Origin of the sequence: Verrucosispora sp. WMMD1129 (genome assembly GCF_029581255.1) — a bacterium.
In the GTDB taxonomy this organism is placed as follows: domain Bacteria; phylum Actinomycetota; class Actinomycetes; order Mycobacteriales; family Micromonosporaceae; genus Micromonospora; species Micromonospora sediminimaris.
In genome coordinates, this window is record NZ_CP120741.1 from 2,387,409 (window position 1) to 2,399,926 (window position 12,518).

A 12,518-nucleotide genomic window follows, 5' to 3' on the forward strand; every position below is an offset into this window, starting at 1 on the left:
CCTGCGGTTGTTGGGCAGTTGGAGACCGCGCACCGGCGGTGGGAAGCAGGAGGAGCCGTCATGGACCGCGCTCGACTCGCCGAGTTCCTGCGGAGCCGACGCGAGGCACTACAGCCCGAGGACGTCGGGTTGCCCCGTGGGCACCGCCGACGGCGTACCGGCGGGCTTCGCCGCGAGGAGGTCGCCGCCCTCAGCGACATGTCGGCCGACTACTACAGCCGGATCGAGCAGCAGCGCGGCCCGCGCCCGTCGGAGCAGATGCTCGCCTCGATCGCCCGAGGACTGCGGCTGTCCGTGGCGGAACGGGATCACCTGTTCCGGCTCGGTGGATACCCCGCGCCGCAGCGGATCCGGCGCAACGACCACGTCAACCCCGGCATGATGCGCGTCTTCGACGGCCTCGGCGACGTCGCCGCCCAGGTGGTGAGCGACCTCGGTGAGACCCTGACACAGACCCGGCTGGCCAGCGCGCTGCTCGGCGACGAGACCCGGCACACCGGGCTGGCCCGCAGCCTGCACTACCGCTGGTTCACCGATCCGGACACCCGACGCCTCCACCCCGAACAGGATCATCCCGCGCAGAGCCGCACCATCGCCGCTGACCTGCATCGCGCGTACACCCGTGACGGTCGCGACTCGCGAGCCGGTGAGATCGTGCACGCCCTGCTCACCCGGAGCCCCGAGTTCGCCGAGCTGTGGCGCGCGCATCCCGTCGCCGGGGCGTACTGCGCGCCCAAGCGCATCCAGCACCCGGAGGTCGGGCTGCTCGAACTGCACTGCCAGGTCCTCGTCGACCCCGACCAGTCGCAGCTGTTGCAGGTCTTCACCGCCGTCCCGGGCAGCGAGAGCCACCACAAGCTCCGGCTCCTGTCGGTCGTCGCCGGCCAGTCGATCTGACTCGCCCGGCGGTGCGCCACGCCGGTACGTTGCGCAATCTGTCCGAAACTGAACGTAGCGGTGTCGACGGACAGACACACACGAGTGTGGATCAACCTGGTCGATATAGCTTGCCCATCGGAAGCGTCCAGCTTCGATGAGGAGGGCTCTCGTGACGTCCACACCGCCCAGCAGAACCCGACCGAGGAGCATCCTCGCGATCGGGATCACCGCCGTCCTGGCGTCGGCGCTCGCCGCCGCACCGGCCACCGCCGCGCCGACCGGCCAAGCCCCGACCGCAACCGCCCGCGCCGACGTGCACGGCGCGGTCGCCGACTCGGGCGCCGTACCCGCCGCCGTCGCGCTGCCCACCGTGCAGCGCGGCATCGATGGGGTACGGGGTTCCGGCGCCTCCGGATCGATCGGCACCGGCAAGGCCGGGCCGGGCGGCAGCCGGTTCGATGCCGGCGGCCGTCCCGCCGCGCCCGACGGGGACTCGATCGGCATCCAGAGCGTCATCGGCACCGACAACCGGGGCAGGGTCGACCCGACCACCGTCTTCCCGTCCAGCGCCATCGTGCAGATCGTCCGCACCACCAACGGCAGCACCTGGGGCTGCACCGGCTGGCTCTACGGCCCGAGCATCATCGCCACCGCCGGGCACTGCGTGCACCCGGGCGGCGGCCAGAACGGCGGCGGAGGCAACAACTTCTACCCACGCGGGGACTTCCAGATCATCCCGGGACGCAACGGGGCGTCGACGCCGTACGGCACGTGCACCGCCACCCAGCTCCTCTCGGTCACCGGCTGGACCCAGAGCGGCGACGAGACGTACGACTACGGGGCCATCCGGCTGAGCTGCGCCGCCGGCAACAGCACCGGCTGGTTCGGCATGTGGTGGCAGAGCGCCTCGCTCACCGGCACCGCGACCACCGTCAGCGGCTACCCGTGCGACAAGACCTTCGGCCAGCAGTGGCGGCACGCCGGGCAGACCGTCGCGGTCACCCACGCTCGGCAGGTGTTCTACCAGAACGACACGTTCGGCTGCCAGAGCGGCAGTCCGGTCTACCAGACCCGGGCCGCCGGCAGTTCGTGGTGCGTCGGGCAGTGTGTGATGGCGATCCACGCGTACGGCCTGCACGGCTCCTCGCCACACTCCACAAACAACCACGGCACCCGCATCACGGAGAGCGTGTTCAACAATCTGATCACCTGGCGCAACAGCTGACCCGAATTGCCCGTGCGGGTGGGCCGGCGAGCAGCCGCCCACCCGCACGGAACCGTCACCACCTGGGGTGCGTCCCAGTTACTGTCCGTCATCGCCAATGAGGAGGCAGTCATGAGCCGTAAGCGCCTCGGGGTGCTCGCACTGCTGATCGCCGCCCCGTTGCTGATCGGGGCGAGCCTGCTGGCGTTCGGCGGAGACGACCCGGTCTCCGACGACGGGCCACCGCCCCCGCCGGGTCGCACCAACCCGGCCGGCACCGTGACCGGCACCGTCACCACCCCGGCGGGTGACCCGGTGCGTCAAGCGTCCGTGCAGGTCACTCCCCTTGACGAGCCGGCACCGGCGATCCCCGAGATCGGCGTCCTGACCGGGGACGCCGGCCGCTACGAGTGGCGACTTCCGCCGGGCCGGTACGAGATCGTGGTCAGCAGCGGCGAGCAGCACAGCGCGCCACAGACCGCGACCGTGACCGCCGACCAGGTCACCCGCCTGGACTTCACCCTTCCCTGAACGGGCCCCGCGACGGGATTCGCCAGTCAGCCCTGACCTGCCGAGATAACGCTCTCACGAAGTTGGCTGGAGAGCTTGACGCGCCCGTGACGCAGCCGCAACGATGTATGCACATGCCTCACGCTCGCACCGGCGACGGCGCGTTGAGCGGGCCGCGAGCATGCTCGGCTCCACCACCTCCACCCCACCAGGCGTGATCGGCGCACGCCGTCCTCGAAAGGACGACCACCGTGCGCAGATCTCTGAGATCGTGGCTCGGCGCCGTACTGAGCGCGGTCCTCGTGGCCGGCGGCGTCGTCGCGGTGCCACCCGCGGCCAGCGCCGCACCGTTCACCGTGCTGGTATTCAGCAAGACCGCCGGATTCCGGCACGGATCCATCGTCCCCGGCATCGCCGCCATCCAGCAGCTCGGCGCGGCCAACGGGTTCACCGTCGAGACCACCGAGGACGCGGCCCAGTTCACCGACGCCAACCTGGACCGGTTCGCCGCGGTGATCTGGCTGTCCACCACCGGTGACGTGCTCAACGCCAGCCAGCAGGCCGCGTTCGAGCGGTACATCCAGGGCGGCGGCGGGTACGTGGGCGTGCACGCGGCCGCCGACACCGAGTACGAGTGGCCCTGGTACGGCGGGCTGGTCGGGGCGTACTTCGCCTCGCATCCGGCCAACCAGACCGCGACCATCAAGGTCGCCGACCAGGTCCACCCGTCCACCGCCACGCTGCCGCAGCGCTGGACCCGGTTGGACGAGTGGTACAACTACCGCACCAACCCCCGCGGCAGCGTGCACGTGCTCGCCACCCTGGACGAGAGCACCTACACCGGCGGCGGCAACGGGTACGACCACCCGATCTCCTGGTGCCACAACTACTCCGGCGGCCGGGCCTGGTACACCGGCCTCGGGCACACCGACGAGTCGTACGCCGAACCGAACTTCCGTACCCACCTGCTCGGCGGCATCATGAGCGCGGCCGGCGCGGCCGAGGCCGACTGTGGCGGCACCGTGACCAGCAACTTCCAGCAGGTCGAGCTGGCAAAGGGCGCAGCCGAGACGGGCGAGCCGATGAGCCTCACCGTGCTGCCGGACCGGGGCGTGTTCCACACCTCCCGTAACGGCGTCATCCGGCACACCGACGCGGCCGGCAACACAAAGGTCGCCGCCACGCTGCCGGTCTACACCGGCGACGAGGAGGGTCTACAGGGCATCAAGGTCGACCCGAACTTCGCCACCAACCGCTGGGTGTACGTCTTCTACGCGCCACCGCTGGACACCCCAGGTGGCGGGGCGCCGACCACCGGTACGCCGGCGGACTTCGCCCGGTGGGACGGCGTGAACCGGCTGTCCCGGTTCACCGCCAACGCGGACAACACCATCAACCTGGCCAGCGAGACCCTGATCCTGGACGTGCCGACCAGCCGGGGCATGTGCTGCCACGTCGGCGGCGACATGGACTTCGACGCGGCCGGCAACCTGTACCTGTCCACCGGCGACGACACCAACCCGTTCGAGTCGAGCGGCTTCACCCCGATCGACGAGCGGGCCGGCCGCAACCCGGCCTTCGACGCCCAACGCACCGCGGGCAACACCAACGACCTGCGCGGCAAGGTGCTGCGGATCAGGCCGAGTGCGGCCGGCGGGTACACCATCCCGGCCGGGAACATGTTCGCGCCGGGCACCGCGCGGACCCGCCCGGAGATCTACGCGATGGGCTTCCGGAACCCGTTCCGGATGAGCGTGGACAAGGAGACAGGCGTCGTCTACCTGGGCGACTACGGTCCGGACGCGGGCACCGCCGACCCGAACCGGGGCCCGGCGGGCAACGTGGAGTTCGCCCGGATCGACAAGCCGGGCTTCTACGGCTGGCCGTACTGCACTGCCCGCAACGACGCCTACAACGACTACACCTTCCCGTCCGGCCCGTCTGGTCCGAAGTTCGACTGCGCCAACGGGCCGGTGAACAACTCGCCGAACAACACAGGTCTGACCCAGCTGCCGCCGGCCGTCCCGGCCTGGCTGCCGTACGGCGGTTCCGGCTCCCCGCCGGAGTTCACCGGTGGCGGTCTGTCCCCCATGGGCGGCCCGGTGTACCGGTTCGATCCGGACAACACCTCCGACGTGGCGTTCCCGGAGTACTACGACGGGACGTACTTCGCCGGTGAGTTCGGCCGCCGCTGGATCAAGAACATCAAGCTCGACTCGGCCGGCCAGCCGTTGAAGATCAACCCGTTCCCGTGGACCGGCACCCAGGTCATGGACCTGGAGTTCGGCCCGGACGGCGCGCTCTACGTGCTCGACTACGGCACCGGCTGGTTCAACGGCGACGCCAACTCGGCCCTCTACCGGATCGAGTACGCCCGCGAGGGCAGAGCCCCACGGGCGATCGTCTCGGCCACCCCGACCAGCGGCGTCGCACCGCTGACCGTGCGGTTCTCGTCGGCCGGCACGCTCGACCCGGACGGCGACCCGTTCACCTACGCCTGGGACTTCGACAACAACGGCACCACCGACTCGACCACGGCGAACCCCACGTTCACCTACACCGCGAACGGCACCTTCCGACCGACCCTGACGGTTCGGGACAGCACCGGCAAGGTCGGTACCGCGAGCACCGTCATCACTGTCGGCAACAGCGCCCCGGTGGTCACCGTGAACACGCCGCTGAACGGGTCCACGTTCTCCTTCGGGGACGCCATACCGTTCTCCGTCACGGTCACCGACGCGCAGGACGGTCCGATCGACTGCGCCCGGGTGAAGGTGAACTACGTTCTCGGCCACGACTCACACGGCCACCAGATCAGCAGCGTGCAGGGCTGTTCCGGGGTCATCCAGACCTCGGTCGACGGCGAGCACGACACCGCGGCGAACATCTTCGGCATCATCGACGCCGAGTACACCGACCTCGGTGGCGCCGGTCAGCCACCGCTCACCACACACACCCAGGCCGTCCTCCAGCCCCGGGTGCGCCAGGCCGAGCACTTCGGCGACTCGTCCGGCATCCAGGTCGTCACCCCGGGCAGCGCCCACGGCGGCGCGGCGATCGGGTACATCGACAACAACGACTGGATCTCGTTCCACCCGTACAACCTGACCGGCATCCAGTCGTTCAGCGCCCGGGTCGGCGCCCCGGCGGACGGCGGCGGCACCCTCGAACTGCGGGTCGACTCCCCCACCGGACCGCTTGTCGGCCAAGCGACGGTGGTGCCGACCGGCGGGTACGCCACGTTCGCCACGATCACCGGCGGGATCACCGCCCCGACCGGTACCCGCACCCTCTTCCTGGTCTTCAAGGGCACCGGACCGTACTTCGACATCGACGAGTTCACCCTCTCGACCAGCCCCGGCGGCGGGCCCGGACCCGACCCGGAACCGGGCGCCAACCTGGCTCAGGGCAAGCCGGCCCGCGCCTCCAGCGTGCAGGACGCCTTCGTCGCCGCCAACGCGTTCGACGGCGCGCTCGGCACCCGGTGGTCAAGCGCGTTCAGCGACCCGCAGTGGATCGACGTGGACCTCGGTGCCACGTACGACATCAACCGGGTCAAGCTGACCTGGGAGGCGGCGTACGGCAGCGGGTACCAGATCCAGACCTCGCCGGACGGGGTCAACTTCACCACCATCCGCACCGTGACCGGCGGCGACGGTGGCGTGGACGACCTCACCGGGCTGACCGGTTCCGGCCGGTACGTCCGGCTCACCGGCACCACCCGGGGCACCGGCTGGGGCTACTCACTGTTCGAGTTCGAGGTGTACGGCGGCACCAGCGGGCCGCAGCCGGGCACCAACCTGCTGCTGAACAAACCGACGCTGACGTCCAGCAGCGAGGGGGCCGGCATGTCCGGCGCCCAGGCGGTGGACGGCAGCCTCACCACCCGCTGGTCGTCGGCGTTCTCCGACCCGCAGTGGATCCGGGTCGACCTCGGCAGCCCGACCGCGATCGGTCGGGTCAAGCTGAGCTGGGAGGCGGCGTACAGCAGTTCGTACCGCATCCAGACCTCGAACGACGGCACCACCTGGGTCGACGTGAAGACGGTGACCGGGGCCGACGGCGGCGTGGACGAGCACACCGCACTCGGCGCCAATGGCCGCTACCTACGGATCTACGGCACCGCCCGGGGCACCGCCTGGGGTCACTCGCTCTGGGAACTGGAGGCGTACGCCAGCTGAACCGAACCACCACCGACGTGGCCGGCACGGGGAAACCCGTGCCGGCCACGGCAGGTCCGGCCCCTGGGGCACAGCAGCTCGTCGTCACGATCGAGCAATCCACGCCGACCAAAATGCGACATCGGTGTCGCAAAAAGCAGTAGCATTGTCGCAGAAGCATGCTAGTGTCCGGATGTGCAGTCAGACCCCGATGTGCCATCACCGGCACGTCGCCGCACGCGTCAGACGATCATCGAGGCGGCAATCGCCGTGTGGATCCGCGACCGCGACGCCACCCTGAGCGAGATCGCCGACCGCGCGGAGACCCATCGGGCCACGCTGCACCGTCATTTCCCAGGCCGGGCCGATCTACTGGTTGCCGCGATCCGGCACAGCATCGGCGAGATCGTCAGTGCGACAGAGGCCGCCGCCATCACCCAGGGACCGCCGCTCGACGCCCTGAACCGACTCGTGGCCGCCTACCTGGCGGTCGGCGACCGCGTCAGGTTCCTGTTCGAGGACCACGCCGTCGCCAACCACCCCGCCGTCGCAGAGTTCGCCGCAGCCGACGGCCCGGTCATCGGGCTCATCCGTCGGGGCCAGGCGGACGGCACCATCGACCCTACCGCCCCATCGGCCTGGATCGAGCGATCGATTTGGGCGTTGGTCTACGCGGCCTCCGAGGCCGTCGATGACGGGACACTGGCGGCCCACGAAGCCTTGCCCGTGCTCCTGCGAACTGTCAGTGATGGTGTCGTCCGTCATCCTCGGCGCGATTCATCCTAGATCTTTGTATTGCCGGTCCTGGCGGCGCGGCCAATCGAAATGCGGCCATGACGGCTCTTTTGCTCGTGGCCGTCCGTGCACTGCTCCTCGCGGCGTAGACGCCAATGCAGGTCCTCCGGGGGAGTGTGCCTCAATGGAGTGGGTGTTCCCTTGCATGAATCTGTGGACGTCGGGGTGGACGGTGCGGCCGTACGGGCTCCCGCACACGAATTCCGCCTTCTGGGGCCGGTCGAGGTGGTCAAAGGCCACGAGCACGTCAAGGTTGGTGGCCCCCGCGAGCGGGGCATACTTGCGATGCTGCTGTTGAATGCCGGCCGCGTGGTCCAGATTGACCAGCTCGTGGAGGCAGTGTGGTTCGATCAGTCACCGCCGTCGACGGTACGTAAACAGGTACAGAACCGAGTGAGTTCGCTGCGGCGGATTCTTTGCTCCGCCGAGGCGGATGCCGGACGTATCGTGGCGAACGGCAGCGGATACGTCTTGCACGTTGATACTGCGCAGCTCGACCTGGCTCGATTTCGTGAGGGGCTTCGGCAGGCGGATTCACTCACCCGTCGGGGCGAGTATCGCACGGCAGCCGACAATCTACGGCAGGCGCTAGGGCTGTGGCGAGGGCGGGCGTTGGACGGCCTACGCGGCCCCTCGTTCCAGTTTCAGGCACGTCGGCTGGAGGAGATGCAGGCCCAGGCGCTTGAGCGACGACTCATCCTCGACATGACGCTCGGCCGGCACCGAGAGCTGATCCCGGAACTTGTCTCCGCGACCGCGACGGCACCATTCAACGAAAATCTGTATCAACTGCTGATTGTCGCCCTGTACCTCGCGGACCGAAAGGGCGAGGCGCTAGAGGTCTACCGGCGGGCACGGACGACGTTATCTCACGAGTTGGGGATCGAACCGGGCAAAGCCCTCCAGGAACTCCATCGCTGCGTCTTGGACGGTGCCGATGTGCTGGGCTGGTTCACCACCAGCCATGTTGTCTCCGGTACGGTTCCTCAACCTCGACACGGATCGACGAGCGCGGCCACAACCCAGTCTCCGGCACCCCGACAGTTGCCGCCGCCCGCTCCCGGATTCGTTGGCCGTGCGCACGAGATCCGCATTCTCGACGACATGCTCAACGCGGCCACCGACCCGCCGGTCGTCGTGATTTGCGGAACGGCGGGTATCGGCAAGACTGCCCTGGCGCTGCACTGGTCCCACCATGTCGCCGACCGGTTTCCCGACGGCCACCTCTACCTCAACCTCCGCGGGCACCGCCCCTCGACGACAATGACCACAGTCGAGGCGCTAGGCCAGATGTTACGCTCGCTCGGCCTTTCACCGACCTCCGTGCCGGAAGATCTCGACGAGGCGGCTGCCCTCCTGCGGTCGATCCTCGCCGACCGACGGGCTCTGGTCGTCCTGGACGACGCCGCCTCGGTCGAGCAGGTACGGCCGCTGCTGCCCGGTGGCCCCGGCGCCTTCACGATCGTCACCAGCCGCATTCGGCTGGCCGGCCTCGTCGCGCGAGACGGCGCCAACCTCATGTCGATCGACATCCTCGCCGAGGACGAAGCGCAGTCACTCCTGGCGTCCACAATCGGCACGCAGGCTACCTACGAGCCCTCCGAGATGGCCCATCTGGCACGGCTGTGCGCCTATCTCCCGCTGGCCCTTCGCATCGCCGCCGCGAACATCGCCACCCGCCACGGCACCGTCGGCAGCTTCCTCGCCGCCCTGACCGATGGCAGCCCGCTGAGCGCGCTGGTCGTTGAGGGCGATCCGGACACCGCCGCACGTACCGCTTTCTCGTCCTCCTACCGGCTCGTGCCGGTCGCTGCCCAACGCATGTTCCGCCTGCTCGGAACCATGCCCGGCGACGACTACACCGTCGGCGCGGCTGCCGCCATCGCCGACGTCTCCGACGAGGAGTCCGCGCGCCTGCTCAACGTCCTGCACACCGCCAGCTTGGTCAACAAAGGCAGCCCGTCCCGGTACCGCCTCCATGACCTGTTACGACACTTCGCGACAGAGCTGGCGGCAGCCGACGAGAGCGACGCAGCCTTCGAGCGCCTCGCCACGTGGTACCTGTCCCGAGCCAGGGCAGCAGCCAGGGCACGCTATCCCCAACACACGCGCCTGCCACCATCCGCCGACGAGGTCGCTGACCAGAGCTTCACCTTCGCTGGCAACGCAGCCGCCCTGGCGTGGTTCCACATGGAGTGGGCGAACATCACCTCGGCGATATCGACCGCCGCGCAGCGCGGTCATCCCATCGCGTGGTACCTCGCCGACCCACTGCGGGGATACCTCGCCCGGCAACTCCATATCCCCCAGTGGCGGGCGATGTGCGAGACGGTCAGGCAAGCCGCCGCCCAGGCGGGTGACGTCGCGGCCCAGGCAATGGCTCACCTCGGGCTCTCTCACCTGCACCACTGCCTCGGGCGACCACGGCACGCTGTTCGTGAGCTGGAAGAGGCGGCGGCACTGGCAACTCGGGCCGGCTGGCGCGACGGGCTGGAAACCGCGCTGAACAACCTCGGCATCGTCCACGCCGAGTGGGGCAAGCTCGTCAAGTCCATCGAGTATCAGGTTGAGGCCGTCCGCCTGAGCGGGACCCGTCCCAACCGACCTCAGCACGCACGCGTTCTCAACAACCTCGGCGTCTCCCAGCGACTCCGAGGGCGGCCCGACCTTGCGATCCGGTATCTGCGACAGGCGGAAACCATCTACGGCCGCTTCGACGCCGAAGACGGGTTGGCGAACACGTTGGAAAGCCTGGGACGGTCCTTCCTGGACCTCGGCGACACCCATACAGCCGAGCAGGCGCTGCGCCGCGGGCTAACCAGCAGCCGGGCGTGCGGAAACCGACATCTCGACACCGACTGCCTCGTCGGCCTGGCGCTCGTACGACTGCAAACCGGCGACCTCGATCGTGCGGAGTCGCATGCATCGGAGGCGCTAGGGATCGCGACCGAGTTGGCAGAACCAAAGCGGATCGCCGACACCTGCAACACTCTCGCCGCAGTGCTCCTGGCGCGGTCCGACCGGCACGGCGCACTGGCCCTGCACCAACGCGCGCTAAACATCGCTGTTCAGGCAGACGCCCGGTACCAGACGGTCGTCGCGATGGCCGGAATCGCGGCGACCCGACACGCGCTCGGCGAGATGGACGACGCCCGCGAGGAAGCGCTGAAAGCCCTCGCCGCAGCCACCGAGACGGGCTATGACGTCTTGCTCGGCCAGATCCGGGCTCAACTCGCCGCGTTCGACCACGTCCAAGCGCCTGCTCATCGCCGACCGTCCGCCGGCGACGCGACGAAATCGAGTGTCAGGTAGCCGTTGGGTGGCATCAATCTGCGGTGGTGCAGGCTGCGAGGTTCGATGCCGGAACAAACGGCGGCTCCTCGGACCGGACGGCCCCGGGAGGCGTGGATCATCCCACGCCCCCCGGGGCTGGTGTGGTTAGAGGTAGATGCCGGTGAGGACCAGCCGGTTGTTCGACCAGGAGAAGTTGGGGTTCCCGCCCGAGTTCCAGAAGACGACGACGTTGCCGTTGTCGCGGACTTGGCTCACGTCGCCGAGGCCGTCGTTGTTGAAGTCACCGACGCCGATCTGTCGAGGACTGGGGATGCCAGTGAGGACCAGCCGGTTGTTCGACCAGGAGAAGTTCGGGTTCCCACCCGAGTTCCAGAACACCACCACGTCACCGTTGTCCCGGACCTGAAGCAGATCAGCAAGGCCATCGCCGTTGAAATCACCAACCCGAACCTGGCCGGCGTTTGTGATACCGGTGAGGACCAACCGGTTGTTCGACCAGGAGAAGTTCGGGTTCCCACCCGAGTTCCAGAACACCACCACGTCACCGTTGTCCCGGACCTGAAGCAGATCAGCAAGGCCATCGCCGTTGAAATCACCAACCCGAACCTGGCCGGCGTTTGTGATACCGGTGAGGACCAACCGGTTGTTCGACCAGGAGAAGTTCGGGTTCCCACCCGAGTTCCAGAACACCACCACGTCACCGTTGTCCCGGACCTGAAGCAGATCAGCAAGGCCATCGCCGTTGAAATCACCAACCCGAACCTGGTCGACGTTTGTGATACCGGTGAGGACCAACCGGTTGTTCGACCAGGAGAAGTTCGGGTTCCCACCCGAGTTCCAGAACACCACCACGTCACCGTTGTCCCGGACCTGAAGCAGATCAGCAAGGCCATCGCCGTTGAAGTCGCCGTACTGAATGCGATCCGCACCGATGCTGTGGCCGCCGCTCCACCAGGAGGTTTCCTTACGGGCACCCGGCCAGCTGAAGCTGAAGTGGATGTGATCGGTGTGGCAATCGCTTGCATCACCGGGCGTGCAATCGTATGGCCGCCAGCCCTCAGATGCGCGACTGGCACTCCAGATCCGCTTGTTCCAGATCAGGTACATGATGCCGAAGCGCCGGGCGAGAGCGTGAGCGTTTCCGTGCCGGTCGGTAGCGAGTAGCCAGTTGAGGATCTCATTGGCGCGTGCGTTCTGGGTCGAGTTGTTCGCGTTCAGCGCGAAGTCGAGTGCCCGACCTTCCTTGTGCTCGCTGGTACCTCCCCAACTACACGGCCTGTCAATGTTCCAGTTGTGGTGGCCATAGTGTCCGACAAGCAGATCCTTGAAGCCCACCACACCTGGCTTCGCGGTCGGATCGCAGGTGGACTGGCTCACCAGTGGCGCTAATGGCTCGATGGCAGGTCCGAAGTCCGGGGTGGGCGGCGGTGCCGCCCACGCGGGCCCGCTGACACCGAGCAACGAACCCGTCGCGACAAGCACGGCTGCCAAACCGGTCAGCAGTACCTTGCGAGCCCCGCGACTACGAGTGCGAGATAACACGCTAGCTTTCTCCTTCTCTTCGGTGGCACGAGCGAATGACGGCAGACGTTGAGGACCCCGCCCGATTTCCGGACGACATCACCTGTTGTCACGGACTTGGCCGCCGTAGTTGAAGGAATTGCATACGGTCTGTC

7 protein-coding genes are annotated in these 12,518 nt (G+C 68.1%); 6 read left to right on the plus strand and 1 reads right to left on the minus strand.

Annotation, left to right across the window (positions count from 1 at the left end):
- Window positions 1–60 precede the first annotated feature (60 nt).
- The 6 genes from O7624_RS10900 (at window position 61) to O7624_RS10925 (ending at window position 10,860) form a co-directional block, all read left to right on the plus strand.
- Entirely contained in the window at window positions 61–897 is an 837-nt protein-coding gene (locus O7624_RS10900) for a helix-turn-helix transcriptional regulator (protein WP_282239924.1), read from the plus strand.
- 151 nt (window positions 898–1,048) lie between these two features.
- The gene (locus tag O7624_RS10905) at window positions 1,049–2,104 is read left to right on the plus strand and encodes a trypsin-like serine protease (RefSeq protein WP_282239925.1); all 1,056 of its coding nucleotides are present in this window, start codon (window positions 1,049–1,051) and stop codon (window positions 2,102–2,104) included.
- Window positions 2,105–2,215: 111 nt separating this feature from the next.
- Window positions 2,216–2,614 carry a carboxypeptidase-like regulatory domain-containing protein gene (locus O7624_RS10910; RefSeq protein ID WP_282239926.1) on the plus strand — a complete coding sequence of 133 codons (399 nt, stop codon included), beginning with the start codon at window positions 2,216–2,218 and terminating at the stop codon, window positions 2,612–2,614.
- A gap of 230 nt (window positions 2,615–2,844) precedes the next feature.
- Complete coding sequence (locus O7624_RS10915; RefSeq protein WP_282239927.1) at window positions 2,845–6,774, plus strand: ThuA domain-containing protein; 3,930 nt, start codon at window positions 2,845–2,847, stop codon at window positions 6,772–6,774.
- Window positions 6,775–6,948: 174 nt separating this feature from the next.
- Window positions 6,949–7,539, plus strand: coding sequence for a TetR/AcrR family transcriptional regulator (locus O7624_RS10920; protein WP_282239928.1), 591 nt, complete (start codon window positions 6,949–6,951; stop codon window positions 7,537–7,539).
- 162 nt (window positions 7,540–7,701) lie between these two features.
- Window positions 7,702–10,860, plus strand: coding sequence for an AfsR/SARP family transcriptional regulator (locus tag O7624_RS10925; RefSeq protein ID WP_282239929.1), 3,159 nt, complete (start codon window positions 7,702–7,704; stop codon window positions 10,858–10,860).
- A gap of 126 nt (window positions 10,861–10,986) precedes the next feature.
- On the opposite strand, the gene O7624_RS10930 is transcribed toward O7624_RS10925, so the two are convergent.
- A complete protein-coding gene (locus O7624_RS10930) occupies window positions 10,987–12,219 on the minus strand; it encodes a VCBS repeat-containing protein (RefSeq protein ID WP_282239930.1) in 1,233 nt (410 codons plus the stop codon).
- Window positions 12,220–12,518: the final 299 nt, after the last annotated feature.

Coding starts and splice junctions, on each gene's coding strand:
- O7624_RS10900 (WP_282239924.1), top strand. CDS start 61: ATGGACCGCGCTCGACTCGCCGAGTTCCTGCGGAGCCGACGCGAGGCA.
- O7624_RS10910 (WP_282239926.1), top strand. CDS start 2,216: ATGAGCCGTAAGCGCCTCGGGGTGCTCGCACTGCTGATCGCCGCCCCG.